This is a genomic window from Streptomyces sp. NPDC020490 (genome assembly GCF_044335305.1).
Lineage (GTDB): Bacteria > Actinomycetota > Actinomycetes > Streptomycetales > Streptomycetaceae > Streptomyces.
The window spans coordinates 224,313-249,756 of record NZ_JBIRUY010000004.1; the positions used below are offsets into that span (position 1 = coordinate 224,313).

At 71.7% G+C, this 25,444-nt stretch carries 18 protein-coding genes and 1 pseudogene; 8 read left to right on the top strand and 11 right to left on the bottom strand.

Annotated features, from left to right (window positions below):
- Positions 1-112: 112 nt before the first annotated feature.
- The 3 genes from ACH4ZX_RS07485 to ACH4ZX_RS07495 form a co-directional block, all read right to left on the bottom strand.
- On the bottom strand, positions 113-814 hold the full coding sequence (locus tag ACH4ZX_RS07485) for a class I SAM-dependent methyltransferase (RefSeq protein ID WP_398268948.1): 702 nt from the start codon (positions 812-814) through the stop codon (positions 113-115).
- Positions 811-1,488, bottom strand: coding sequence for a carbonic anhydrase (locus ACH4ZX_RS07490; RefSeq protein ID WP_398268951.1), 678 nt, complete (start codon positions 1,486-1,488; stop codon positions 811-813). The genes ACH4ZX_RS07485 and ACH4ZX_RS07490 overlap by 4 nt, the downstream gene beginning before the upstream one ends.
- A gap of 144 nt (positions 1,489-1,632) precedes the next feature.
- Positions 1,633-2,556: a restriction endonuclease gene (locus ACH4ZX_RS07495; RefSeq protein ID WP_398268954.1), complete on the bottom strand. Its 924-nt coding sequence runs from the start codon at positions 2,554-2,556 to the stop codon at positions 1,633-1,635.
- A gap of 338 nt (positions 2,557-2,894) precedes the next feature.
- Between ACH4ZX_RS07495 and thrS the strand changes: the two genes are divergently transcribed.
- Both thrS and ACH4ZX_RS07505 read left to right on the top strand, forming a co-directional pair.
- Positions 2,895-4,118: a threonine--tRNA ligase gene (gene thrS / locus ACH4ZX_RS07500; RefSeq protein ID WP_398268957.1), complete on the top strand. Its 1,224-nt coding sequence runs from the start codon at positions 2,895-2,897 to the stop codon at positions 4,116-4,118.
- A 347-nt stretch (positions 4,119-4,465) separates the two neighbouring features.
- Positions 4,466-5,044 carry a lamin tail domain-containing protein gene (locus ACH4ZX_RS07505; protein ID WP_398268960.1) on the top strand — a complete coding sequence of 193 codons (579 nt, stop codon included), beginning with the start codon at positions 4,466-4,468 and terminating at the stop codon, positions 5,042-5,044.
- Between the two features lie 108 nt (positions 5,045-5,152).
- On the opposite strand, the pseudogene ACH4ZX_RS07510 reads toward ACH4ZX_RS07505, so the two are convergent.
- Together ACH4ZX_RS07510 and ACH4ZX_RS07515 are read right to left on the bottom strand one after the other, a co-directional pair.
- Positions 5,153-6,978: pseudogene (locus ACH4ZX_RS07510) on the bottom strand (carboxylesterase/lipase family protein).
- Between the two features lie 339 nt (positions 6,979-7,317).
- The gene (locus tag ACH4ZX_RS07515) at positions 7,318-7,923 is read right to left on the bottom strand and encodes a sugar O-acetyltransferase (RefSeq protein ID WP_398268963.1); all 606 of its coding nucleotides are present in this window, start codon (positions 7,921-7,923) and stop codon (positions 7,318-7,320) included.
- A 169-nt stretch (positions 7,924-8,092) separates the two neighbouring features.
- Here ACH4ZX_RS07515 and ACH4ZX_RS07520 point away from each other — a divergent pair, with 169 nt between their 5' ends.
- Complete coding sequence (locus ACH4ZX_RS07520; protein WP_398268966.1) at positions 8,093-9,529, top strand: PLP-dependent aminotransferase family protein; 1,437 nt, start codon at positions 8,093-8,095, stop codon at positions 9,527-9,529.
- Between the two features lie 100 nt (positions 9,530-9,629).
- Here ACH4ZX_RS07520 and ACH4ZX_RS07525 read toward each other — a convergent pair whose 3' ends face one another.
- Positions 9,630-10,115, bottom strand: a complete 486-nt coding sequence (locus ACH4ZX_RS07525) for a carboxymuconolactone decarboxylase family protein (RefSeq protein ID WP_398268969.1) — start codon at positions 10,113-10,115, stop codon at positions 9,630-9,632.
- Between the two features lie 341 nt (positions 10,116-10,456).
- Between ACH4ZX_RS07525 and rph the strand changes: the two genes are divergently transcribed.
- Positions 10,457-13,129, top strand: a complete 2,673-nt coding sequence (rph, locus tag ACH4ZX_RS07530; RefSeq protein WP_398268972.1) for a rifamycin-inactivating phosphotransferase — start codon at positions 10,457-10,459, stop codon at positions 13,127-13,129.
- Here the strand turns inward: rph and ACH4ZX_RS07535 are convergent.
- Complete coding sequence (locus tag ACH4ZX_RS07535) at positions 13,126-13,965, bottom strand: helix-turn-helix domain-containing protein (protein ID WP_398268975.1); 840 nt, start codon at positions 13,963-13,965, stop codon at positions 13,126-13,128. The two genes, rph and ACH4ZX_RS07535, sit on opposite strands and share 4 nt — an antisense overlap.
- A gap of 257 nt (positions 13,966-14,222) precedes the next feature.
- On the opposite strand from ACH4ZX_RS07535, the gene ACH4ZX_RS07540 reads away from it, so the two are divergent.
- The gene (locus tag ACH4ZX_RS07540; protein WP_398268978.1) at positions 14,223-14,504 is read left to right on the top strand and encodes a hypothetical protein; all 282 of its coding nucleotides are present in this window, start codon (positions 14,223-14,225) and stop codon (positions 14,502-14,504) included.
- Positions 14,505-14,794: 290 nt separating this feature from the next.
- Here the strand turns inward: ACH4ZX_RS07540 and ACH4ZX_RS07545 are convergent, their stop codons facing one another.
- Positions 14,795-15,802 (bottom strand): NADP-dependent oxidoreductase, encoded by a 1,008-nt coding sequence (locus tag ACH4ZX_RS07545; protein WP_398268980.1) that lies wholly within the window; start codon positions 15,800-15,802, stop codon positions 14,795-14,797.
- Positions 15,803-16,133: 331 nt separating this feature from the next.
- Here ACH4ZX_RS07545 and ACH4ZX_RS07550 point away from each other — a divergent pair, with 331 nt between their 5' ends.
- Positions 16,134-17,690 carry a Re/Si-specific NAD(P)(+) transhydrogenase subunit alpha gene (locus ACH4ZX_RS07550; RefSeq protein WP_398268983.1) on the top strand — a complete coding sequence of 519 codons (1,557 nt, stop codon included), beginning with the start codon at positions 16,134-16,136 and terminating at the stop codon, positions 17,688-17,690.
- A gap of 6 nt (positions 17,691-17,696) precedes the next feature.
- The gene (gene pntB / locus ACH4ZX_RS07555) at positions 17,697-19,163 is read left to right on the top strand and encodes a Re/Si-specific NAD(P)(+) transhydrogenase subunit beta (protein WP_398268986.1); all 1,467 of its coding nucleotides are present in this window, start codon (positions 17,697-17,699) and stop codon (positions 19,161-19,163) included.
- Positions 19,164-19,324: 161 nt separating this feature from the next.
- Here the strand turns inward: pntB and ACH4ZX_RS07560 are convergent, their stop codons facing one another.
- Complete coding sequence (locus ACH4ZX_RS07560) at positions 19,325-20,854, bottom strand: MFS transporter (RefSeq protein WP_398268989.1); 1,530 nt, start codon at positions 20,852-20,854, stop codon at positions 19,325-19,327.
- Positions 20,855-21,024: 170 nt separating this feature from the next.
- Between ACH4ZX_RS07560 and ACH4ZX_RS07565 the strand changes: the two genes are divergently transcribed.
- Positions 21,025-22,020: an Lrp/AsnC family transcriptional regulator gene (locus ACH4ZX_RS07565; RefSeq protein ID WP_398268992.1), complete on the top strand. Its 996-nt coding sequence runs from the start codon at positions 21,025-21,027 to the stop codon at positions 22,018-22,020.
- Positions 22,021-22,093: 73 nt separating this feature from the next.
- Here ACH4ZX_RS07565 and ACH4ZX_RS07570 read toward each other — a convergent pair whose 3' ends face one another.
- Both ACH4ZX_RS07570 and ACH4ZX_RS07575 read right to left on the bottom strand, forming a co-directional pair.
- Positions 22,094-23,512, bottom strand: coding sequence for a phytoene desaturase family protein (locus ACH4ZX_RS07570; protein WP_398268995.1), 1,419 nt, complete (start codon positions 23,510-23,512; stop codon positions 22,094-22,096).
- Positions 23,509-25,347 carry a DUF3556 domain-containing protein gene (locus ACH4ZX_RS07575; RefSeq protein WP_398268997.1) on the bottom strand — a complete coding sequence of 613 codons (1,839 nt, stop codon included), beginning with the start codon at positions 25,345-25,347 and terminating at the stop codon, positions 23,509-23,511. The genes ACH4ZX_RS07570 and ACH4ZX_RS07575 overlap by 4 nt, the downstream gene beginning before the upstream one ends.
- Between the last annotated feature and the right edge of the window lie 97 nt (positions 25,348-25,444).

Genomic DNA, 25,444 nt, shown 5'->3' on the forward strand with positions numbered 1-25,444 from the left:
CCGTCAGACAGTACTGGAGGGGCAGTGGATCGAGCTGACGGGAAGCCTGGCGCCGCCCGTCAGCCGGGGCACCGGAGTTGTCCGGCGTCGACATCGAGGGCATCGTGCCACGTCAGAACGCGCGGAAGTCGTCGAAGGACGGCTCGAACGAGGGGTCGGGCAGTCGATACGCCTTGCACCGGACCCCTGGTCCGCCCCGTGGTCCGGTGCCGGTCGTGTCGCCGGGAAAGGCGTCGGGGATCACCTGCCATCCCGTGTTGCGCTCGTAGTACTGCGCGGCGGTGTGTACGGACGGCCACCAGTCGTCGTCGATGACGATCAGGCCCCCGGGCCGGACGATCTTGCGCAAGAAGTAGAGATCGACGAAGACCTCGTGGAACCGGTGACTGCCGTCCACGAACGCCGCGTCGGCGACGAAGCCCTCGCCGAGGAGCTGTGGGAGCGCGGTCGACGACGGAGTGAGCATGAGCGTGGTGAAGGAGTCCAGCCCCGCGCAGCGCAGCAGATCCCAGCCGGCGTTGGCATACTCGCCCTCCTGGAACGGGTCGATGACGATGTGCCGGGGCAGCGGAGGATCGACGGTCGCCAGGGCCTCACCGATGGCGAGTGCGGAGCCGGCGTACGCGAGACCGATCTCGACGACCGTCTCAGCCCCCTCGGAGACCAGTAGATCGCGCAGTTGATCGCAGTGGCGTTCAGGCACCGTGACGCTCTCGAAGTCCCCCTCACGGTCCCGCGTCCGCGGCGGCCCCTCGCGCGCGAGCCGCCGCCGTACCTCGCGAACCCGCGTCACCCGTTCGTCCGCGTTCGTCACACCGGCCGCTCCGCGTTCGGCACGGCGTCGGAACGGGAGACCGGGCCCGGGGGCAGATCCAGGCCGCGGGAGGTGACCAGCCGGGCGTTGCCCTCGGCCAGGCGGTAGGACAGGCCCACGACCGCCGTGCGTCCGGAGGCGACCTGGTCGGCCAGTTCCCGGGAGCGCTCCACGAGGAAGTCGACGGTGTGCCGTACGTGCGTGTCGATGAACTCGTCGTCGTCGCTCGCGCCGGCGGCGTGCGCGGCCAGCACACTGGGTGTCACCCGCGCCGTCACCTCCCGTAGGTACCCGCGGGCGGTCGTACCGTCGGCCACGACTTCCCGGGTCGCGGCCACGGCCCCGCAGCGGTCGTGGCCGAGGACCACGACCAGCGGGCACTCCAGCACGCTCGCCCCGTACTCGATGCTGCCCAGGACTTCCGGCCCCGCCACATGTCCGGCGGTGCGGACGACGAACAGGTCTCCGAGCCCCTGGTCGAAGATGATCTCGGCGGCCAGCCGGGAGTCGGAGCATCCGAACAGTACGGCGAAGGGGCGCTGGGCCGAGGCCAGGCCGGCGCGGTGGGCGGCGTCCTGGTTGGGGTGCCGAGGTGTGCCGGCGGCGAAGCGGTGGTTGCCTGCCAGAAGCAGGTCGAAGGCCTCACACGGGGTGGAAGGGAACGTGTCGGTCATGGCCGCAGGCTACGACGGACGCCGGCCCGCCGGGGCGTAAGGGCACGTCTGTGTCTCTCGCCAAGCGGGACGCGGGCCCGCAGTGCGAAGGCGAGCCGGCTGAAGGCGGCAGGCTCCGGCCGGCTCCGGTGGGCGTGGGGTGGCTCAGCGCCGGGGCTGTTCCGGGGCCGGTGCGCTCCAGGGCGTCGGCCCCGTGCCGTCGCTCCAGGCTCGCAGGGCCTCCCCGTCCACGCAGACGATGCCGCACTGCTCGGCGTACTCGGCGGCCGGCGCGGTGAAGTCGCTCGTCGTGACGACGACGGCGACGTCGGCCTCGTGAACGGTGTAGCAGGTGCCGCCGAAGCGCTGCAGATCCTGGGAGCCGACGCGGTTTCCGGCGCAGTAGCGCTTGCACTGGATGACGACGCGGCGCCCGTCCGGCGCGACGGCCAGGACGTCGGCGCCGAGGTCTCCCGCGCCCCCGACGACATCGACCCGGGAGCATCCGTCCCGTTCGCACAGCCCCGCGATCGCCTGCTCGAACTCGTCGGCGTCCAGGTCGTCGTAGCCGAGCGCGCCCCCGTACACGCCCGTCTCGGGGGCTTCGAGGGCGCCGGCCGCGTCGCTCGGGGCCTCGGCACCGGCCACAGGCGCGGTGGCCGTCCCGCCGCCCTGGAAGGCGATCGTCGCCTCGGCCGCGTCGTCGCCCGGGCGGGGCGCGGGGACACCCGGACAACCGGTCGCCGGTGCGTTGCCCGCGGGCTGTGCGGCCGCGGCGGGAATCGCCGGCGTGTCGAGCATGTCGAGGGCGGTGTGCGTCGCCTCCTCCAGGGCCACGGCGGCCCGGTGCGCGGTCCGCTTCGCGGAGAATGCGCGCCGGCGCCCGTGCAGGGCCATGACGGTCGCCGTCACGACGAGACAGAGCACGACCCACATCGGGCGGTGCCGCAGCGCGCCGGCCGCCGAGCGGACGGCGAAGCCGGTGATGGTCAGCAGAAGCGCGAGAAGGGCGAAGAACACGGCCGTGGCGCGAAGATCGAAGGGCCGTCGGCGGTCACTGGGGCGTATGCGGCGCGTACGTGTGGTCACGGTGGGGAGACCCTTTCCCGTTGTCGGCACGGAGATCACTGGGCCGTCTGCCCCGAGATCCCGATCTTGACCGCCGCGCCGCTCGTCGGTCCTGGCCGACGCGGCCGCCGGCAGCCGCACGGCCATGTGGCGCCGGTCCCCATGTTCGTCGTGACGAGGAATCACCGTGCGGGCATCGCTACGCCCTGCTAACGTCTCCCGCATGAAGCGCGCTGCCATGACGACGACGCCGGAGAGTGTCCCGGCGCGCTGACAGATGTCTTGATCCGAAGCCCCGGGGCGAGTGCCCCGGGGCTTCGCCTTGCGGTCACCCGCCCGATGTCCGCGAGGAGACCGCCATGCACGACCACCGCAGACTCGGCCGTGAACTGGGCCTGTTCGACACCGACCCGCTGATCGGCGCCGGCCTGCCGTACTGGCTGCCCGACGGCGCGACCGTACGGCACACCCTGGAGGAGTACATCCGCGCCGCCGAGCGGCGAGCGGGGTACCGCCACGTGTACTCACCGGTACTCGGCAAGCGGGAGCTGTACGAGATCTCGGGGCACTGGGCGCACTACAGCGACGACATGTTCCCCCCGATGCAACTCGGCGGGGAGCAGGTCGTCCTGCGGCCCAGCCTGTGCCCCCATCACGCGGTGATCTACCGCTCCCGCTCCCGCAGTTACCGCGAACTGCCCCTGCGCATGGCCGAACTCGGCGGCATGTACCGCTCCGAACTGTCCGGCGTGCTCGGCGGCCTGACCCGGGTACGGGCCATCCAGCTCAACGACGCGCACATCTTCTGCACCCTGGACCAGGTCGCCGAGGAGGCGCAGGCGGCGCTGGAGATGATCCGCCGGGCCTACGCGGCGCTCGGCATCACCCCGACCCGCTACCGGCTCTCCCTCCAGGGCCCCGGCGGCAAGTACGTCGACGCGCCCGAGAAGTGGCAGCGGTCCACCGCCCTGCTGATCTACGTCCTCCACCACTCCGGCCTGCCCTACGAGGCAGCCGAGGGAGAGGCCGCGTTCTACGGCCCGAAGATCGACGTCCAGGTCACCGACGGCGCGGGCCGGGAGTTCACCCTGTCCACCGTCCAGGTCGACTTCCACCAGCCCGAGCGGTTCGACCTGCACTACATCGGCGCGGACGGCGCCAGACACCGTCCGGTCATGGTCCACCGCAGCATCATCGGCAGTGTGGAACGAGCCGTCGCCCACCTCATCGAACAGCACGGTGGCGCCTTCCCCGCCTGGCTCGCCCCCACCCAGCTGGTCATTCTCCCGATCTCCGACACCGAACTGCCGAACGCCGCCGCCCTCGCCCGGCACTGTGCCCGCCTCGGACTGCGAGCCGAGGTCGCGGGGCCGGAACGCGGCAGCCTGGGCGCCCGTGTCCGAGAGGCCCGCCTGGTTCCCTACCAGGCCGTCATCGGCGCCAGGGAGGCCGCTGACGATCACGTCGCACTGCGCCTGCGTGACGGGCGCCGGCTCGACCCGCAGCCGGTCACTGAGGCACTCGCCCGCATCAGCGCTCTCGTCGGGGCCCACAGCACCGACCTGTGGGCCGACGCCACCTGACAGCAGGCATCGCCGGACGGATCGTTGTTACGCACTTTCGGGTGACCGCGGTGGTGCCGGTGGGGTGGCGAGAGCCGGCCGGGCATTGCCGCAGGCCCGTACTTCCACGCCCAAAAGCTCCTATATGGCGTCAATACGCCACACACAGAACATTCATGTGCCTTGCATCCGATAGTCACAGGAATATGCGCAATCGGTAACTGCCGTTCGCGGGTGCCGCACCCGGCGGGACGAGGGCCGGAAGGTGTGCGTGTGCGGCCGACCGGTCACACACCAGCACCACACACCCTGCCGGCCTGCGCCGTTCGCGGCGCCGTGGGGTGTGCGCACCCGTGAAGGGGGACTTCGTGTCCGTTTCTTCTTCCGTTCGCCGTCTGGCCGCCGCGTGCGGCGTGGCCGCCGCTGTCCTGGGCGCGGTGACGCTGCCGGCCGCGGCTGCCGACCACGGCCATGGCCGCTCGTACCGTGAGCGTGTGGTCATCAGCGGTGTGCAGTACGACTCCCCGGGTTGGGAGGACCGTTCCAACCGCTCGCTGAACAGGGAGTGGGTGGACATCACCAACGATTCCCGCCGGGCTGTCGACCTGGACGGCTGGACCCTCTCCGACGAGGACGGTTACACCTACACCTTCCGCCGCGTCTGGCTGGAGGGCGGCTCGACCGTCCGCGTGCACACCGGCTTCGGCCGGGACACCTCCGAGGACCTGTACCAGGACCGCCGCGACTACGTGTGGGACAACGACTACGACACCGCGACCCTGCGCAACGACCGGGGCCGGTTCATCGACGAGTTCTCCTGGGGCGGCGACCGCCGCGACCGCCGCGACGGCGACGACCGTTACCGGCACCACCGCGACGGCGGCCACCGCTGGGACGGCGACCGACGGCGCGACGTCGGTGACCGCCGCACGGACCGCCGCTACTGACGGTCCGTAGGAGACCGGCACACCATTCACGACACCGCGCCACTCCTGGCGAGCGACTCCTGGCGAGTGGCGCGGTGAGAACGGTCTGCCCGGCAAGGACCACCGGAGTCAGATCTTCCAGTCGATCACCCCGGCGCTGAGCAGCGGCAGCCAGAAACCGTACCGGTGGCGGGCCGCGAAATCGGTGCTCGGGGTGACAGCGGTCGGCGCCAGTGAGAGCACCGAGGGGATCCGGGAGGTGAACGCCGGCCAGGTGGGAGCGCCTGGGGCGTTCGGGTTCCCGGTCCTGGCGAAGCGGGTCCAGTACCCGATCACGGTCTCGGACAGGGCGCGCTGAGCGGTGGTGAACGGCCGCCCCTGGGGACCTTCGATGTCGAAGAGATAGGGGAGTTCGGAGACGTGCCCGGCGCCCGGTACCGACGGGTCGGAGCCGCCGGGCGCGGGGTCGGCGAACTCGTAGGCGTACGTCGGCGCCGCGGGGGCCAGCATGCCTGTGGCTTCATGAACGCTGCAGGCGTAAAGGCCGTCCGTCATCGCCGCGCCCAGCGCCCGCAAGGGTGAGGGATAGCCGGACACCGGGTATTCGGCGGCGATCCTCCCCGCCGCCTCGGGTCCGAAGTGGTCGGCCAGGGCCTTCGGATACTGGGCGGCCGTGAGCGAATCGGGAGAGTCGTAGGCGGCGAAGTAGGTGCCCTCGTCGCGGGTCGATCCGATGAGGACCGACCCGTGGTGGTAGCCGTCCGCCGTGAAGGCGTCACGTACCTGCCGGGGGGAGACGGTGCTCCCGACCACCGGCCCCCAGGGGTGTTTCGCCGCTTGCAGAAGGACGTCCCGCACCGGTTTGTCGCGCAGGCAGTCGGCGGCAGTGGCGGCGTCCGTACACCCGAGTTCCGTGGCGAGCGCGGTGCCGATGCGGTCGGCCTGGCGCTGGTCCAGCATGGAGGGCGCGCCGCAACCGCTCTGCGGGATGGCCCGGCGGAACAGGCCCGCGGCGGTCGGCGACACCAGGTGCTGACAGACGCTGGCACCGCCGGAGGACTCGCCGAAGACGGTGACGTTCCCTCTGTCGCCGCCGAAGACGCCGGCGTTCGTCTGTACCCAGCGCAGCGCGGCCTGCTGATCCATCGGCGCGTAGACGCCCGACGAATGATCGGCCGACTCGGCCGAAAGTGAGGGCAGGCCGAGGTATCCGAGGGCGCCCAGCCGGTAGTTCACCGTGACCACGACGACACCCTTGGCCGCCATGCGGCTGGGGTCGTACCAGCCACCGGAACCGTAGATGTAGCTGCCGCCGTGGATCCACACCATCACCGGCACGGCTTCCGCGGTGCGGACGGCAGGTGTGTAGACGTTCAGGTAGAGGCAGTCCTCCTGGGTGGTGTGGTAGGGGGACTCGTTCGTGAGCTGGGGGCACTGCGGGCCGACCTCGGCGGCCGACCGTGTCCCCTGCCAGCCGGGGCGGCTTTCGGGGGCCTCCACCGCAACGGTCCCACGGGAGGGGCCGCGTAGGGGATCCCCAGGAACTGGTGCACCCCACGGCGTGCGACGCCCTGGAGCCGGCCCTGAGCGACCGAGACCACCGGGCCCGAGCCGGTGGCCGTGGACGAGGCGGTCGGCATCGGCACGCCGACGACAGACGCCATGGCCACGACGGCGACCAGCAGCGGTCCCCTGGGGCCGGTTGCCCGCCGATGCGGGCGCCGGAGAGACATGAGGCGGGTGCGTATGGGAGGACGGAGAAGCCGCATGGACAATTCCTTTGCGATGCGTTCGAAGGCGGCCGGGGAACGACGGAACGACCTGGCATGCTTTCGGGACGCGCCGGACGCGGGCTTCCCCGCATCGCCGGGACCACGGCGCGCGTCGACGACACCGGAGCGGTCAGGAGGCGTGACGAGACGACGCCGAGGAGAGCCTCGCCACGGCGCACGCATCTCCTGGCCGACGTTCCGCCCGGCCGAGCCGAGCAGCGCGGCATGGGCCCCTGCCCCCGGTGAACGCCCTGTGCGCTCGGCTCAGGAGAGCCCCCGCTGTACCGCTGCCGTCGGTCTCCGACCCGGACCGGTCACGGGTGCGCGTCATGGTTGGCCACCTTTCACACGGTTGGGCGCAACCACCGACGTGTCCGTGAGTCAACGGACCGAAGCCGAAACAGTCGTACGGCCCCCCGTTCGGCCGCCGAGAACCACCCACTCGCCCCACCGCCGGGCGGTGCGGACGAGGGATCTGCCCTGTGTGCTCAGGACCGGGGACCAGGGTGGTCGTCTCGGGGCTCAGTCAGCCGCGGTGCGGGTGGTGAGGTCCTCTTCCGTGATGGGGCGGACCACCCGGCAAGGGGCTCCCACCGCGACGGTCATCGGGGGAATGCTGCGGCTGACGACGCTGCCGGCGCCGATGACCGACCCGTAGCCGACACGAACGCCGGGCAGGACCACCGCGTTGCTGCCGATCCACACCTTGTCCTCGATCACGATCGGCTCCGAGAAACGTCCGAAGTCGGCGCGTCGCGAGGGATGCACCGGGTGCCCCGTCGTGGTCAGGGTGACGCTTGGCGCGATCATGACGCCGTCGCCGATCCGGATGTCCACGTCGTCGACGAAGGTGAGGTTGACGTTTCCGAAGAAGTCATCACCGATGTGGACGTTGCTGCCGAAGGCGGCGTGGAACGGCGGCAGCAGGACCATGCGTTCACCGACCGAGCCGAAGATCGCGACGAGCAGCGACCGACGCTTCTCCATTTCGCCCGGTGGCGTGTGGTTGTACTCGAAGACCTGCTCGGCACGGCGCCGAGGCGCCTGGAAGGCCGCTTCCGACTCGGTGTAGACAAGCCCCTTGGCGATCCGGGACAGGATGTCGTCGTCCTCGTGAGCATGCGTCACAGCGGAACGCTCCTTATGGGATCCAACCCTTCGGGCACAGGCCCGACGCGTCCCCGGCCGACCGCGTCGACCACGCGCGTGCAGAGCCTACGTACATCGCGGAGAGACCGTGATCCCTTTCGGACAGCTGCTCCACCGCTGTGGAAGGCCTTGAGTAGGGTGCGTGCTCATGGCGGATTCATGGGTCGGTCTGGCCGGACGTATCGGTAGCGACCTGCACCTGGACCTGGAAGCCGGCGGGCGCGGCAGTCGGCGGGCCGTGCTCGGCCGCGCGCTGCGGGAGGCGATACGGGACGGGCGGCTCGCCCCCGGCACCCTGCTGCCTCCGTACCGGTCGTTGGCCGCTGATCTGGGGCTGGCCCGCAACACCGTCGCGGAGACCTACGCCGAACTCGTCGCCGAGGGCTGGCTGGTCGCCCGCCAGGGGTCGGGGACGCGGGTGGCGCCAAGAGCGAAGCCGGCCGGCTCGCCCCGTACCCCCAAGGCGGCGCCGGCACGTTCGGACCCGCCCGCCCATGACCTGCGCCAGGGGCTGCCGGATCCCTCCTCCTTCCCCCGCGCGGCCTGGCTGGCGTCGGCGAGACGGGCCCTGAACGCGGCGCCCGGCGAGGCGTTCGGGCCGGGCGATCCGCGGGGGCGGGCCGAATTGCGGCGTGCCCTGGCGGAGTACCTGGCGCGAGTGCGGGGCGTGCGCACCGATCCCGGGACGATCGTGGTGTGTTCCGGCTCCGCGCACGCGTTGCGGCTGCTCTTCAGCGGGAAGGTACTGCGCGGCCCGCTGGCCGTGGAGTCCTACGGACTGCCGTTCCACCGGTCCATCCTGCAGGCGGCGCGTGTACGTACGGTGCCGCTGGCGCTGGACGAACACGGGGCGCGCACCACCGACCTGGCGGAATCGAAGGGGGTACGGGCCGCGCTGCTGACCCCCGCGCACCAGTTCCCCACGGGCGGCCCGCTCGCTCCCGAGCGGCGGGCCGCAGCAGTGGACTGGGCACGCGCGGGCGGGGGAGTGCTGCTGGAGGACGACTACGACGGCGAGTTCCGCTACGACCGGGAGCCGGTGGGCGCCGTCCAGGGGCTCGATCCGCAGCGCGTCGTCTACCTGGGTTCGGTCAGCAAGAGCCTCTCACCCGCGCTGCGACTGGGCTGGATGGTGCTGCCGGAGCACCTGGTGGAGCCCGTCCTGCGCGCGAAGGGCGAACGTGAGGCGTGGGCCGGCGTGACGGACCAGCTCACCCTTGCCGACTTCATCGAGTCGGGCCGGTACGACCGGCACATCCGCCGCACCCGGCAGCGCTACCGCGACCGCCGCGACCGGCTGGTGGACATGCTCGCCCGCCGGGCGCCGCACATCGCGCCCACGGGAATCGCCGCCGGCCTGCACGCGGTGCTGCGCCTCCCGCCCGGCACCGAACGGTCCGTGACCAAGGCGGCGGCCCGGCAGCGCATCGCCCTCGACGGGCTGGCCCACTTCCGTCACCCCGCGGCCGACGCGCCGGCCGAAGACGGCCTGGTCGTCGGCTACGCGGCACCTGCCGACCACGCCTACGGGGCGGCACTCGACGCCCTGTGCCGGATTCTGCCCCCGCCGTCCGGCACGGTCTGAGGACCGGCTCCCGCACCGGACCGGGCAGGGTGCGATGAGCAGCCCCGGCCGTCTGGACGGCTGCTGCTCGCCGCGGCGGCCGCCGGCGGCGAGCCAGGGTTCATCGCCGGGCGCCACGCCGGTCGGTGCCCGGCACCTTCGCGGTGCTCAGGGCGATACGGTTCCAGGTGTTGATGGTGAAGATCAGAGCGAGCAGGCGGGCCAGCTCCTCCTCGGCGAAGTGGGCGGCCGCGCGGCGGTGGACCGCGTCCGGCACCCCGCGCTCGGAGACGAGGGTGACCGCGTCGGTGAGTTCGAGGGCGGCCTGCTCCTGTTCCGTGAAGAAGTTCCTCGCTTCCCGCCACATGGAGACCATGTGCAGCCTCGCCTCGCTCTCGCCCGCCTTGCGGGCGTCGGAGGTGTGCATGTGCAGGCAGTACGCGCAGCCGTTCAGGTGTGAGGAGCGGATCTGGACGAGTTCGATCAGAGCCGGGTCCAAACCCTCGCGGGCCGCGGCATCGAAGGAGATCAAGGCCTTGAACGCCTTCGGGGCGGCCTTGGCGAAGTCCAGGCGGGAGCTGTCGAGCGTGATCTCGTTGTTCGTCATGACCACGACGCTACGGCCGGGAAAGACCGGCCGCGGAGGTCATTCGGGCGCCCGTTTCCAGGGTCAATCTCCCGCGACGGCTGTCCTCCCTGACCACGTGCCACGCGGTGGCGTTCTCAGGCGCTTGCCGCCGGGCGGATCGGCTCCAGCGGGCGACAAAGAACAAGGGCAAGGAGAGTGCTCTCCTTGCCACTCTCAACGTATAGCGCGCCGGGGGGCTTGCGGCAAGACCCGGGTCGCGGCGCAGAATCGTCGGCCATGGCCACAACCTGCGGATTTGGGGGCACGAGGTGCCTGAGTCGTTGTCGACGACGGAGCACGGCTGTCCCGGAGGCATCGCGATGACCGGACAGTACGTGCTGGATCTTCAAGAGGTGGACGAGACGCAGGTCGCGGTCGTCGGCGGCAAGGGCGCGCACTTGGGCGGGCTGTCGCGGATCGAGGGTGTCCGCGTGCCGGGTGGCTTGTGCGTGACGACGGACGCCTTCCGGCGGATCATGGCGGAGACGCCGTCGATCGAGGACCGGCTCGATCAGCTGTCACGCGCGGACCCGGACGACCGGGAGGCGATCCGCACGCTCAGCGCGCAAATCCGCCGGACCATCGAGGGCGTCGCCGTTCCGGCCGATCTCGCCGCGGAGATCACCGGCGCGCTCGCCCGGTTCGGACGGCGAGCCGCCTACGCCGTCCGCTCCAGCGCGACGGCCGAGGACTTGCCGACGGCCTCCTTCGCCGGCCAGCAGGACACGTACCTGAACGTCGTGGGGCCGGCGGCGATCCTCCGGCACGTCAGCCGGTGCTGGGCTTCGCTTTTCACCGAGCGGGCCGTGACCTACCGTCGGCGGAACGACATCGACCACCGTACGGTTCACATGGCCGTGGTCGTGCAGCGGATGGTCCTTCCGGACGCGGCCGGCATCCTGTTCACGGCCGACCCCGTCACGGGCAACCGGAAGGTCGCCACCGTGGACGCCGGCTTCGGCCTCGGCGAGGCGCTGGTCTCCGGCCTGGTCAACCCGGACGTCTTCAAAGTGAGAGGCGGCGAAGTCGTCGCCAGGTCGATCGCCGCCAAACAGCGTGCCGTGCACGCTCTGCCGGCCGGCGGTGTCCAGGAAGCGCTGATCGATCCGCGGCGGCAGCGGCAGCCGGCGCTGACGGATGAGCAGGTGCTGCAGCTGGTGCGGCTCGGGCGGCGGATCGAAGCGCACTTCGGCTGCCCGCAGGACATCGAATGGTGCCTGGACGACGACGGCTTCCAGATCGTCCAGAGCCGGCCGATCACGACTCTGTTCCCCGTCCCCGTCCCCGTTCCTGTCCCTGTCCCCGTTCCCGAGACCGACGACCGGGAGAATCACGTCTACGTCTCCGTCGGTCATCAGCAGATGATGACCGACCCCATGAGGCCCTTGGGGCTCTCCATGTGGAAGCTGACGGCCATGGTGCCGATGCACGAGGCCGGCGGCAGGCTGTTCGTCGACGTCACCCGGCGGCTGGCTTCGCCCGCAGGCCGCGCCCGCCTCCTGGACCTCGTGGGGAGATCCGATCCGCTGACCAGGGACGCGCTGGAGACCGTCCTCGACCGCGGCGACGACTTCGTCCCGTCGCTCCCGGACGAGGGTCCCGGCGGGCCGCCGGCCGACGGCGCGTCCGCTCCGATCGAGACCGATCCGGCCGTCGTCACGGAGCTGGTCAGGCGCAGCCAGGCGTCCATCGCCGCGCTGAGGCGTGACATTCGGACGAAGACCGGACCGGCGCTGTTCGACTTCCTGCTGGAGGCCTTCGAGGAGCACAAACGCGTCCTCAGTGATCCGCTGAGCATCCAGGCGATCATGGCGGGGATGGAGGCCACGTGGTGGCTCAACGACAAGCTGCGGGCGTGGTTGGGGGAGAAGAACGCGGCGGACACGCTCACGCTGTCCGCCCCCGGCAACATCACCTCGGAGATGGGCCTGGCGCTGCTCGACGTCGCGGATGCGATCCGCCCGCATCCGGAGGTGACGGCGTTTCTCCAGGGCGTCGGGGACGAGGACTTCCTGGACGAGCTGGCGAAGCTCCCGGGCGGGACCGAAGCGCGCGACGCGTTCGAGGCCTACCTGGACCGGTACGGCATGCGCTGCGTCGGCGAGATCGACATCACCAGACCGCGTTGGCGTGAGCGGCCCGCCACTCTCGTGCCCGTGGTCCTCGACAACATCAGGAACTTCGAACCGGGCGCCGCCGGGCGGCGCTTCGAGCAAGGACGGCAGGCGGCGCGGAAGAAGGAGCAGGACGTGCTGTCACGCCTGCGGACCCTGCCGGACGGCGGACGGAAGGCCGACGAGGCCAAACGGATGATCGACCGGGTCCGGACCTTCATCGGATACCGGGAGTACCCGAAGTACGACATCGTCAGCCGCTACTTCGTCTACAAGCAGGCCCTCCTGGAGGAGGCCGAGCGTCTCGTGCGGGAGGGCGTGCTTCCTGAACAGGAGGACGTCTTCTACCTCACCTTCCAGGAGCTTCACGACGTCGTGCGCTCGCACCGGGTGGATGAGCGGCTCATCCGGCAGCGCAAGGACGCCTTCCGGTCGTACCACGCGCTCACCCCACCCCGGGTGCTCACCTCGGACGGCGAGGCCGTCACCGGGGCGTACCGCCGTGAGGACGTGCCGGCCGGTGCCCTGATCGGCCTGCCGGTCTCCGCCGGGACCGTCGAGGGCAGGGCCCGCGTCATCCAGGACATGGCGCAGGCCGACCTCGAGGCGGGGGACATCCTGGTCACGGCGCATACGGACCCCAGCTGGTCGCCCCTGTTCGTCGGCATCACCGGCCTGGTGACGGAGGTGGGCGGCCTGATGACCCATGGCGCGGTCATCGCGCGGGAGTACGGCTTGCCGGCCGTCGTGGGCGTGGAGCAGGCCACCCGGCTGATCCGGGACGGGCAGCGGATCCGCGTCCACGGAACCGACGGCTACGTCGAGATCCTGTCGGCCGACCAAGCGGCGAAGGACCTTCCAGCCAGGCCCAGTTCCTAGGAGGGACAGGTGGGCAGCACGGTGGTGAGCTGGTTCAGCTGGTCGGGGCGGACACGGATGCCGGGCAGCCAGAGGTGTTCTCCGTTGCGTGTGACCTGGATCCAGATGCTGGTGTGCTTGTGGTTCTCGTCGGTGACGCTGACGCCGTTGGCGATGGTGCACCGGGCGTGGAGCAGGTCGTGGTGCCAGACACGGCCGGCCGAGTTGGACGTCACGTAGGGGCGGTAGGGACTGTAGGCCAGGGACAGAGCGCATTCGTTCGTGCGGGGTTTCTGGCAGGCCTTCTCGACGTTGTGGACGAGCACACCGGCGTCGCTGCTTCTGCCCGCGCTGCCCGTGACGCCCTGCGCGGGCGCGGCACCGGGCGCGTCCTGTGAGGGAAGCAGGAGGAGCAGCAGCGCCGTTGCGAGTCCGCCCGCGGCGGCCGCGGCCGCCGCGGTGACCCAGCGACTGGACACAGCCCCGCGCAGCCGGGGCCACCCGGCGAGGCCGGGGAGGCGTGACGGACCGGCAGCGTCCGCAGTGCCGGTGCCGGTGCCGGTGCCGGCCGGTTCGTCGGGACGGGTGCCGGCCGGTTCGTCGGGGCGGGTGCGGTCGGCCGCTTCCCACAGGGCACGGTACTCGGCAGGGTCCGCCCCCAACGCCCGGCAAATGTCACTCACCACCGTCCAGGCCGGCACGGTCGCCCCGCGGAAGTAGCGGGAGAGCGACGAGTCGCTGATACGGACCTGGGTCTCCAGACTGCGCAGTGTGCGCCCCGACTGCTGCTGGAGGCTCCGCAGCGCGTCTCCCAGCTTCCGTGCTGCCGCACCATGGTCCGGTCGTCGGCCGGTCATCGCGAAGGGCCTTTCGTGAGACCGCGTCCCGCGGTTGTCCCGTGTCCCGGGACGGACGCGTCCCGGCAGGTCAGGACTGTATTTATCCCGACATCGGTGAAGCAAGCGGGATCTGGTTTCCAAGGGGCGTCTTCCTGCGCAAACTCGGCATACCGGCCGAGCAGATCACCCCCGAGGGTGAGCGTGCCGGTGGTCGTGGCAGTGCCGGCGGATGCCGCACGGCCCGACCTCGAACCCCTACCGAAAGGATCTTCATCATGCGTGTACGCACCGCACTGTCCGCCTTCGCGGCGATGACCGTGGTCGGGCTCGGGGCGGTCTCGGCCGCGCCTGCCCTCGCGGCCCCGAGCGCGGCGTCCCACCAGGCGGCAGCCGTCCGGGCGGGCGACGGCCTCGACATCCACCGCGGCAAGTTCATGACCCTGGGCGGCTGCCAGACGGCCGGCCAGCAGGGCATCGAGCGTGGGCACTGGGACCGCTACCAGTGCGCCGAGGGCTCCCTGTGGCCGTGGGTGTGGAACCTGTGGACCAACCGCTGAGCACCTAGCCTGTCGGTGGCCTCCACTCCCGCACGGGCGGAGGCCACCGACGGCGGACCGCGGCCCTACGCCGGGTCCGGACAAGGGCATCCCGCGTCCTGTCCCCGAACACCGTCGCACGACGCTGGGCGGCGACCACCGCTCAACTGCCCGCCGCTCGCCCGCTACTGCTGCCCCTGATGGCCGACGGCGGGCCCACCGCCGACACGATCGGCAAGTCCGCTACGGCAGCGGCCGGCCTGGAGCCCGGTCGCCCGCTGCACGCCTCGACGCAGGGCGGACCGGACGTGTCAGGCCAGTTCCAGGACGAGCTTGCCGACGTTCTCTCCGCGGAAGAGCATCTGCAACGTCTCGGGGAAGTCGTCCACGCTTCCCCGGACCACGTGCTCCTTGACCTTGATGCGGCCGGCGCCGATCCAGGCCGAGATGTCCTGCGCGGCCTGCGGGTAGCGCTTGGCGTAGTCGAACACCACCATTCCCTCCATGCGGGCGCGGCGCACCAGCAGCGAGAGGTAGTTGGAGGGGCCCTTGACCGGTGTGGCGTTGTTGTACTGGCTGATCGCACCGCAGATCACGACGCGCGCGTGCATCGCCAGCCGGGTCAGGGCGGCGTCGAGGATGTCGCCCCCCACGTTGTCGAAGTAGACGTCGATGCCGTCGGGGGCGTGCCGGCGCAACGCCTTCCGGACGTCCTCGGCGCGGTAGTCGATCGCCGCTTCGAAGCCCAGTTCGTCGGTGAGCAGCGCGCACTTCTGCGGCCCTCCGGCGATGCCCACGACCCGGCAGCCCTTGACCTTCGCGATCTGCCCCACGATGGTCCCCACCGCCCCGGCCGCCCCCGAGACCACGACGGTCTCGCCGTCCTGCAGCGCCCCGACGTCCAGCAGGCCGAAGTAGGCGGTCATGCCGGGCATGCCCAGCGCGCCGAGGTACGTCGAGGGAGGGGCGAGAGAGGTGTCGATCTTCATGGCGCCCCGGCCGTCGGAGACGACGTATTCCTGCACGCCGAAGGTGCCCACCACGTGATCGCCGGGTCGGTAGTCGGGATGGTCGGAGGCGGTGACCTCGATGACCGATCCGGCGCGCATCACCTCACCGATGCCCACGGGCGGCAGGTAGGAGGGGCGGTCGTCCAGCCAGCCCCGCATCGCCGGGTCCAGGGAGATGACACGGGTGTGGCCCGCGAAACGGCCGGGACCGGGCTCCTCGACGGGCGCGGAACAGTGCTGCCAGTCCTCGGGCCTGACGTCGCCCACGGGGCGTGCGGCCAGACGGATCTGGCGGTTGGTCACGGACATCGCGCCTCCTGTCATTGACGGCTCGCCGCAGCGTACCGACCAGTAGGTACGAAGGGGGTGTGTCTATGGTCACAGTTCCCGAGCCGACGGCCGCACGGTGGGATCGGCGGCCACGACGGGACGGAGCGGACTGATCGCCGGGGCCCCGCCGGTGCGGTCCCGTGTCGTCGGATCATCCCGGCCCGTTGCGCAAGGTGAAGCACGTCACCGTCGGTTCGCGTTGGCCCGTACCCGTCAGACGGGTTAGGTTCCAGCGATCACGGGGAGGACGTCGTCACTCCCCAGGCGCAGATCTCCCTTTCGCACCCTCCTTTGACGAGAGATACAGGACATGTCTGCTGAAGAAGCCTCGCACCATCCTCCTCGCCGCATCGGCGCGGTGGCCGAGTCCGTCTCCGGGGAGACGCGGGTCGCGGCCACCCCGGCGACGGTACGACTGCTGCTGGGCCTCGGCTACGAGGTCGTCGTCGAGTCCGGTGCCGGTGAGGCCTCCGGCTTCGGCGACCAGGCGTACATCGATGCCGGCGCCGAGATCGGCGACGCCTGGGACGCTGATGTCGTCCTGAAGGTGAACGCCCCCTCCGACGCGGAGATCGCCCGGCTGCGGCGCGGAGCGACCGTGGTCGCCCTGCTGGCGCCGGCCCAGAAGCCCGAACTGCTGCGGGCACTGGCCGATGCCGGGGTGACCGCTCTGGCGCTGGACGCGGTGCCGCGCATCTCGCGCGCGCAGTCGATGGACGTGCTGTCGTCGATGGCGAACATCGCCGGGTACCGCGCGGTGATCGAGGCCGCGCACGTCTTCGGTCGGTTCTTCACCGGCCAGGTCACCGCGGCGGGCAAGGTGCCGCCCGCGAAGGTGCTGGTCGCCGGCGCGGGTGTGGCCGGTCTCGCGGCGATCGGCGCCGCCTCCAGCCTCGGCGCGATCGTGCGGGCCACCGACCCGCGGCCGGAGGTCGCGGACCAGGTGAAGTCGCTGGGCGGCGAGTACCTGCCGGTGGAAGTCGCGCAGGAGGCGAGCACCGACGGCTATGCGAAGGCGACCTCGGCCGACTACGACCGGGCCGCCGCCGAGCTCTACCACCGGCAGGCCGCGGACGTGGACATCGTGATCACGACCGCGCTGATCCCGGGCCGGCCGGCACCGCGCCTGCTCACGGCCGAGGACGTGGCCGTGATGAAGCCGGGCAGCGTCATCGTCGACATGGCCGCCGCGATGGGCGGCAACGTCGAGGGCACCGTGCCGGGGCGGGCGATCGTCACCGACAACGGCGTCACCATCATCGGCTACACCGACCTGGCCTCCCGGCTGCCGGCCCAGGCCTCGCAGCTGTTCGGCACCAACCTGGTGAACCTGCTCAAGCTGCTCACCCCCGGCAAGGACGGGCAGCTGACGATCGACTTCGACGACGTCGTGCAGCGGGCGGTGACCGTGGTGCGCGACGGCGACGTCACCTGGCCGCCGCCACCCGTCGCGGTCTCGGCCGCGCCCGCCGCGCAGCCCGCGGCCGCACCCGAGGCGCCCGAACCGAAGCAGCCGAAGCTGACGCCCGCCCGGCGCTTCGGCCTGATCGGGCTCGGCATGCTCGCGATGTTCCTGCTGGTGGCCTACGCTCCCGCCCAACTGGCCGGCAACTTCACGGTGTTCGCGCTGGCGGTGGTGATCGGCTACTACGTCATCGGCAAGGTGCACCATGCGCTGCACACGCCGCTGATGTCGGTGACCAACGCGATCTCCGGGATCGTCGTGATCGGCGCTCTGCTGCAGATCGGGCACGAGAGCCGGCTCGTCACCGCGTTGTCCTTCGTGGCGATCCTGCTGACGAGCGTCAACATCTTCGGAGGTTTCGCCGTCACCCGCCGCATGCTGTCCATGTTCTCGAAAGGCTGAGCCGAGATGACCTCCCTGACGGCCTCACACGCGGCCGACCTGGTCGCCGCCCTGCTGTTCATCCTCAGCCTGGCCGGCCTGTCCCAGCACCGCACCTCCCGCGCCGGCGTCGTCTACGGCATCGCCGGCATGGCCCTCGCCCTCGTCGCGACCGTCGTCGTGGCGGCGCAGAGCATCACCGCCGGCGCGGTCACCCTGATCGTGCTGGCGATGGCGCTCGGCGCGGCGATCGGCCTGTGGCGGGCCCGCCGCGTCGAGATGACGCAGATGCCCGAACTGATCGCCGTGCTGCACAGCTTCGTCGGCCTCGCCGCGGTGCTGGTGGGCTGGAACAGCTACCTGGAGGTGGAGGCGCACGGCAGCGCGCAGGACCGGATCGGCGCCGACCTGCTGGGCATCCACCACGCCGAGGTGTTCATCGGCATCTTCATCGGCGCGGTCACCTTCACCGGCTCGATCGTCGCGTTCCTGAAGCTCTCGGCGCGCATCAAGTCCCGTCCCCTGACGCTGCCGGGCAAGAACGCGCTGAACGTCGGCGCGCTCGTGGCCTTCGTCGCGCTGACCGTCTGGTTCACGGTCAGCCCGAGCCTGCCGCTGATGATCGCGGTCACCGTGCTGGCGCTGGCCCTGGGCTGGCACCTGGTCGCCTCGATCGGCGGCGGCGACATGCCCGTCGTCGTCTCCATGCTGAACAGCTACTCGGGCTGGGCGGCGGCCGCGGCCGGCTTCCTGCTCGACAACAACCTGCTCATCGTCACCGGCGCGCTGGTCGGCTCCTCCGGCGCCTACCTGTCCTACATCATGTGCAAGGCGATGAACCGTTCCTTCATCTCCGTCATCGCGGGCGGCTTCGGCATCGAGGCGCCGTCCGGCCGCGAGGAGGACCACGGCGAGCACCGGGAGGTGCGGGCCGCGGAGGCGGCCGAGATGCTCGCGCAGGCCCGCTCGGTGATCATCACCCCGGGCTACGGCATGGCCGTCGCCCAGGCCCAGCACCCGGTCGCGGAACTCACGCGGCAACTGCGCGAGCGCGGCGTCGAGGTCCGCTTCGGTGTCCACCCCGTCGCCGGGCGCCTGCCCGGGCACATGAACGTGCTGCTGGCCGAGGCGAAGGTGCCCTACGACATCGTCCTGGAGATGGACGAGATCAACGACGACTTCGCCGACACCTCCGTCGTACTGGTCATCGGCGCCAACGACACCGTCAACCCCGCGGCGACCGATGACCCGGGCAGCCCGATCGCCGGCATGCCCGTGCTGCGCGTCTGGGAGGCCGAGCAGGTCATCGTCTTCAAGCGCTCCATGGCCTCCGGCTACGCGGGCGTGCAGAACCCCCTCTTCTTCCGAGAGAACAGCAGCATGCTCTTCGGCGACGCCAAACAGAGCGTGGAGGAGATCCTGCACGCACTGGGCCCCGGCAGCCGACGCGACGCGGCCCCGGCCGCCCGCCAGGCGACGGGGGCCAGCCGCTGAGCACCGATCTCGCCCGGAGCGGGAACGACGCGAGTGCGACCGCCGCTTCCCCGGAGGCGGCGGTCTTCTCGTACCGGGCGGCGATGCCGTGCGCTGGGACCGTCTGACGGGCGTGGCCCCGTGGCCACGCGGCAACGGGGCGGTGACGGCCGGTGCGGCGGTCAGCCCGCCTCCTCCCCGGCTTCCCCGGCTTCTCCGTCGGCCTCGTCGGCCTCCCCGGCCTCGTCGGCAGCGACTGCCGGTCGGGTACGGCGCGCCGTCATCACACCGGCGGCCGCCGCGGTGGCGGCCAGCAACACCGCGGCCGCGCCGAGCGCGTGTCCGGCCGCGGTGCGGGGGCCGCCGGTCGTGTCGAGATAGATCCCGCCGATGACGGCGACGCCGAGCGTTCCGCCGAGTTGCTGGACGGCGTTGAGCAGTCCCGCCGCGGAGCCGGTCTCCTGCGGTCCGACGGCTTCCAGCGCGGTGGTGAAGAACGGTGGCGTGAACAGCCCGGAGCCCAGCCCCGCCAACGCGAGGGCGAAGGGGAGGGCCGTCGGGTAGGCGCCGGGAGCGGCGGCGCGGTAGGCGAGCGCGGCGGCTGCCAGACCGACGGCGAAGGTGACGAGGCCGACGTGCATGACGCGGGCGCCGTAGCGGGGGACCAGGCGGCTGCCGGCGGCCCAGGAGGCCACGGCCAGTCCCGTGGACCAGGGCAGCAGGCTGAGCCCGGCGGTGAACGGCCCGTCACCGAGGCCGAGTTCGAGGTGCAGGACGACGGCGATCATGACGCCGTTCATCACCGCGAAGAACAGGGTGGACGTGGTCAGGGCCGCGGGGAAGGAGCGGCCCCGCAGCAGGGCGGGCTCGATCAAGGGGGCTTTGCCGCGGCGGGCGGTGCGGCGCTGCTGGGCGACGAACACCGTCAGGACGACGGCGCCGGCCGCGGCGGTCGCCCACGCCGCGGGCCCGGGGCGGCCGGTGGCGAGCGGGCACACCAGCAGCGCGGTGCCGAGCATGGCCAGCGCGGTGCCGGCCGGGTCGAGGCGGGGCCGGACGGGGGCGCGGTCCTCGCGCAGCTTGGGCGCGGCGGCCAGGACGGCGGCGGCGAGGGGGAGGTTGACGAGGAAGACGGCACGCCAGGAGGCGCCGAGCACGTCGGCGTGGGTGAGCACGCCGCCGAGCGCGGGGCCGGCGACGGCGGAGAGCCCCATGACGGGACCGATCATGCCGAGGGCCTTGGACAGTTCGGCGCCGGTGAACATGGCGCGGATCAGCCCGAACGTCTGCGGGATGATCGCGGCCGCGGCGGCCCCCTGCAAGGCGCGCAGCACGATGAGGACGGCGGCGGTGGGAGCGAACGCGCACGCCAGGGAGGCAGCGGCGAACGCGATGACCCCGGCGCGGAAGACGCGCTTGCGGCCGTGGATGTCGCCGAGGCGGGCGCCGGTGAGCAGGCCCAGGGCGAAGACGAGGGTGTAGGAGGCGCTGAACCACGGGATGGTGGCACTCGCTCCGCCGAGGTCGGTGTGGATGACGGGGGCGGCGACCTGGACGATCGTGGCGTCGAGCAGGTTCATGGCCTCGGCGGCGAGGAGCGCGGCGAGCGCGGTCCAGCGCCACCGGTACGGCGCGGGCGCGTCGGCAGTGGGAGTGACGGGGGTGCCCGGTGCGGCAGACACGGTGGCGGGTGTGCCGGTGGTGCGGGACATGCGGTCTCCCTACGAATACGGATACGGATACGGATACGGACAACGGATACGGACACGGACACCGGTTCGCGGCGGGCCGGTGACCACCGTGCCCGCACGCCCGTACCAACTTCCATTGCTCCGCGATCAATAGGTGATTTCTTCCATCCGGATCGGCTAGTTTGCCGAAGATGCTCGTACTGGATGATCTGGACCGAGGCCTGATCCATGCGCTACAGGTGGACGCGCGGGCCCCCTTCACGCTCATCGCCGAGGTGCTCGGCTCCTCGACGCAAACCGTCGTCCGCCGCTACCGACGCCTGTACGCGCAGGCCGGGCTGCGGGTGGTGACGCTGCCGACACCGCGCAGCGCGGGCACCCACCAGTGGTTCGTGCGGCTGACGGCCGCGACACGCAGCGCGCACGACATCGCGGCGGCGCTCGCGCGCCGGCCGGACACCTCGTGGGTCCGGCTGACGTCGGGCGGCACGGAGATCGTGGCGATCATCCACACGGCACCCTCCGGCCCGGACGCGCACGCGCTGCTGCTGCGCGACATCCCGCGTACCGCCGGGATCACCTCGGTCTCCGCGCACTACCTGCTGCACACCTACCTCGGCGGGCCGACCGCGTGGCGGGGACGGGTGAACGCCCTGGACGAGGACCAGCAGGCCCGGCTGCGCGCCGAACGGGACACCCCCGGCGCCGGCGAGCGCGCCGCGCAACCCGGCGACGAACCGTACCTGTTGACCGACGCCGACCGGGCACTGCTGGACGCGCTGCGCGAGGACGCGCGGGTCAGCTACGCGGAACTGGCCGCGGCGACCGGCACGACGGCGTCCACGGCAGCCCGCAGGCTGGCCGAACTGCGGGCGCGCGGCGCGCTGTTCTTCGACGTGGACGTGGAACCGGCGCTGGTGGGCGTCACGGTGTCGGCGCTGTTGTGGATGCAGGTCGCGCCCGCGCACCTGGACACGGTGGCGACCGCCCTGGCGGGCCACGAGGAACTGGCGGTGGTCGCGGCGACGACCGGTCCGACGAACCTGGTCGCGCACGCGCTGTGCCGGGACGCGGAGGCGCTGCACGCCTACCTCACCCGGCGCGTGGCGTGGGAGGCGGTGACACGCATCGAGACGGCCCCGGTACTGCGTACGTACAAGGCGGCGGTGACCGTGCGGACACCCTGACCCCCGCCCCGGCTCCGGCGGCCGCCCGAATGATCGCCGGCGCCGGAGCCGTGCGGCGTCTCCTGTCGCCCCGTCAGGAGAGGTTGAGGTGGCGCAGTGCGGATGCCGCTGCGGCGGCCCCGCACATGCCGTGCGCGCCGGGACCCGGCGGGGTGGCGGCGGAGCAGCAGAAGACGCCCGGCAGGGCGGTGGAGTAGGGGTTGAGGGCGGGGCGTGCTCCCAGGACGAGTTGGGGGACGGTCTTGGCTCCGGTGAGGATGTCGCCGCCGGCGAAGTTGGCGTTGTCGGCGGCGAAATCGGCGGGTGAGGTGGTGCGCAGGCCGACGACACGGTCGCGGGTGCCCGGGGCGAAGCGTTCGAGCTGGCCGATGACGGCTTCGGTGGCGTCGCCGTCGTATCCGTGGGGCACGTGGGCGTAGGCCCAGACGGGGTGGACGTTGCCGGCGGAGCGGGTGGGGTCGGCGAGGTACTGCTGCCCGACGAGGACGAAGGGGCGCTCGGGCATGCGCCCGTCGTTCACCGCCCGTTCTGTCCGTGCGATCTCGGTGAGCGTGCCGCCGAGGTGTACCGTGCCGGCCCGGCGGGCGTGCTCGTTCGTCCACGGCACGCCTTCCTCGACGGCCAGGTCCACTTTGAAGGCGGCGGGGCCGCGACGGAAGCGCTGGTAGGCGTCGCGCACGCGGGTGGGCAGCCGGTCGTGGTAGATGCGGGCGATCTGAGCGGGGTCGAGGTCGAGGAGGACGACGTCGGCGGGCGGGATCTGCGCGTGGTGGGTGATCCGGACGCCGGTGTGCACCTTGCCTCCGCAGGCGTGCAGGGCGCGTTCCAGGCTGCGGGCGATGGCCTGTGAGCCGCCTTCGGCGACCGCCCACCCGGCGGCGTGACCGGCGGTGAGGATGCCCAGGCCGATGGCGGAGCTGAACGGGTGGGACAGCGGCCGGAACGAGTGCGCCGCGACGCCGGCCCACAGGGCGCGGGCCCGGGGGGTGGAGAAGCCGCGGGCGAGGAGGGCCGCGGGCAGTGCGGTGGGCAGGCCGAAGCGCGCCAGGAGCAGGGGGTGGGAGGGGACGCGCAGCAGGGGGCCCATCACGTCCTGGCTCAGAGCGTCCCACCGGCGCACCGGGGACTGCAGCAGGCGCCGGTAGCGGGCGCCGTCGGGACCCAGCATGCGGGCGGTGTCCTGGACGGAGCGCAGCAGCACTCCCGCTGTGCCGTCGTCGAGGGGATGGACGCAGTCGACGTCCGGCAGCCGCCAGCGCAATCCGTGGCCTTCGAGGCCGAGCTCCTTGTGGGCCGGCGAGGTGACGGCCATGGGGTGGACGGCCGAACAGTGGTCGTGCAGCAGGCCGGGCAGGATCGCCTCCTGGCTGCGGGTGCCGCCGCCGACCTCGTCGGCGGCCTCCAGCAGGGTGACGTCCAGCCCGGCCTTGGCGAGGAGGGCGGCGGCGGTGAGCCCGTTCGGCCCGCCGCCGACGACCGTCGCGCTGGTCATGACGGGGAGTCCTGGGCCGGCGGCGGGCCGTCGCCGCGCTGCGCGGGAACGGCATCCTCCCCGGCCGGGGCGGGAATGCCCTGCTGGAGTACCGGCCGCAGCGGACGCACGCGCTCCACGTCGTACACGGGGTAGTCGGGGCCGTCGGTGGGCCAGGGCTGACGGGTCACCATGTCCCGCACGGCGACGTGCCCCCGCTCGAGGAGGCCGAGAGCGGCGTCATGGACCTCGTAGGCCTGTGTACGGCGGTGGATGGGCTGGCCTTCCAGGCAGATCACGCGCACTTCGCCGGGGACGAAGCCGCAGCGCTCCTGGACGGCTTGCAGCAGCTGGTCGTCGTGGAGGTGGCCCTCGCCGAAGTTCCATCCGAGCGCGAAGCCGGCGATCAGCTCGCCGTCCATCACGACGACGTCGTCCTGGCCGTGGGTGACACGGTCGATGAGCCCGTTGTGGGCGCGGCCGTGCGAGTGCAACGACCTCCAGGCCTGCACCTTGTGGGACATCAGCAGGGCCGTCCCTTCGTCGTAGAGGCTTTCCATCTGCCGGGTGGGAAGCCGGCATGCGGTGGTCAGGCCGGCCTCCAGGCGTGCCAGGGCGTCACCGGTGAACAGCCAGACGCTGGTGGCCCAGTTTCCCGCGTAGTAGCGCATCGCGGGTAGGAACGACACCAGGTCGGGGCGCATGTTGCCCAGCAGGGGCAGCAGGACCAGGCTCGGCAGGATCAGCGCGAGCAGCCAGGGAGAATGCAGGTGCCGGACGCTGATGTCGCCGTGGGCGCCGAAGAGGTGGAACAGCGAGAAGACGAAGAAGATGTTCCACTCCAGCGGCACGCCCATCGGCACGGTCGAGAGGATGTGGAGGTGGAACACGGCCATGTAGAGCAGGGCCGCCCAGGTCCAGAAGCCTCCGTCGCCGAGGAACACCAGAAAGAGCGGCACACCGTATTCCGTCACGGTGCCGATGTGGGCGAGGAAGAACGGCAGCCGTGAGGGGCGCAGGTCGCGCGGGCTGTCGCGGTACAGCATCCGCTTCAGCCGGCGGCTCGGGACCAGCGGGGCGTTGCTCATCATCGTCGCCACCACGAAGGGGAAGTGCCGGTTGAGCTTCGATGTCGCCGCGCCCCACCACAGGGCCAGCATGACCAGCTTGAAGCCGATGAACATGTCCGGGTAGGGGAAGAAGAACAGCAGCAGCGACAGCCAGTACTGCTCCCCGCGGGCGGCCAGGAAGACCGTCTTGTCCCGCAGGCCCAGCAGCGCGAGGCTGACGACGAGGGGCAGGGCCGCGCGCGCGTCGAGCAGGCCCACCGTGCCGGAACCGGCCGGGTGGCTGCCGTCACCCGGGCGGGTGAGCAGCCATACGGCCGAGGCGAGGACGGCGGCGTACAGGGCGGCGTCGATGACCGTGCGGCGGCTGCCCCGGGTCAGCGGCACCCGCGCCGGCCACGGCGGGAGCCGGATGGTGCCCGGCCGCAGCCAGTACAGCACCGATCCGATGACGGGCTGGAAACGGGACGCCAGCGGGCCGGACCCGCAGCCCAGTCCCAGCACCTCCCACAGGACGGTGAAGACGATCAGCTTCTGGTACACGATCGGCTCCGACCACCACGACGGGGCCTGCGCGATCGTCCCGAGGCCGGGCGTCAGCGAGATCACGAACGCTGCCCCGCCGACGTAGAGGAGGCACTTGACGACGTAGAACAGGTACACCACGTTCGGCGTGCCGAAGCCGTGCTCGACCCAGTGCCGCGTGAGGATCCTCAGACGCTCGTCGCGGGGCAGCGTACGGAAGGTCCCGGCGTCGACGGGCGGCAACCGGGGTCTGATGAAGCCCATGAGGGTCACGTCCTTGTGGCTCGAAGGGGCGGTGGCGGGACCCGGCGGGAGGGCACGAGCGCGCGCCGGCGCAGCGTCGGGCGTGCCGATCTCGCCC

What these genes read in the sequence shown, in the direction of transcription:
- ACH4ZX_RS07490 (WP_398268951.1), bottom strand. Translation starts at nt 1,488, where the DNA reads ATGACCGACACGTTCCCTTCCACCCCGTGTGAGGCCTTCGACCTGCTT.
- thrS (WP_398268957.1), top strand. Translation starts at nt 2,895, where the DNA reads ATGCACGACCACCGCAGACTCGGCCGTGAACTGGGCCTGTTCGACACC.
- ACH4ZX_RS07520 (WP_398268966.1), top strand. Translation starts at nt 8,093, where the DNA reads ATGGCGGATTCATGGGTCGGTCTGGCCGGACGTATCGGTAGCGACCTG.
- ACH4ZX_RS07525 (WP_398268969.1), bottom strand. Translation starts at nt 10,115, where the DNA reads ATGACGAACAACGAGATCACGCTCGACAGCTCCCGCCTGGACTTCGCC.
- rph (WP_398268972.1), top strand. Translation starts at nt 10,457, where the DNA reads ATGACCGGACAGTACGTGCTGGATCTTCAAGAGGTGGACGAGACGCAG.
- ACH4ZX_RS07535 (WP_398268975.1), bottom strand. Translation starts at nt 13,965, where the DNA reads ATGACCGGCCGACGACCGGACCATGGTGCGGCAGCACGGAAGCTGGGA.
- ACH4ZX_RS07540 (WP_398268978.1), top strand. Translation starts at nt 14,223, where the DNA reads ATGCGTGTACGCACCGCACTGTCCGCCTTCGCGGCGATGACCGTGGTC.
- ACH4ZX_RS07545 (WP_398268980.1), bottom strand. Translation starts at nt 15,802, where the DNA reads ATGTCCGTGACCAACCGCCAGATCCGTCTGGCCGCACGCCCCGTGGGC.
- ACH4ZX_RS07550 (WP_398268983.1), top strand. Translation starts at nt 16,134, where the DNA reads ATGTCTGCTGAAGAAGCCTCGCACCATCCTCCTCGCCGCATCGGCGCG.
- pntB (WP_398268986.1), top strand. Translation starts at nt 17,697, where the DNA reads ATGACCTCCCTGACGGCCTCACACGCGGCCGACCTGGTCGCCGCCCTG.
- ACH4ZX_RS07560 (WP_398268989.1), bottom strand. Translation starts at nt 20,854, where the DNA reads ATGTCCCGCACCACCGGCACACCCGCCACCGTGTCTGCCGCACCGGGC.
- ACH4ZX_RS07565 (WP_398268992.1), top strand. Translation starts at nt 21,025, where the DNA reads ATGCTCGTACTGGATGATCTGGACCGAGGCCTGATCCATGCGCTACAG.
- ACH4ZX_RS07570 (WP_398268995.1), bottom strand. Translation starts at nt 23,512, where the DNA reads ATGACCAGCGCGACGGTCGTCGGCGGCGGGCCGAACGGGCTCACCGCC.
- ACH4ZX_RS07575 (WP_398268997.1), bottom strand. Translation starts at nt 25,347, where the DNA reads ATGGGCTTCATCAGACCCCGGTTGCCGCCCGTCGACGCCGGGACCTTC.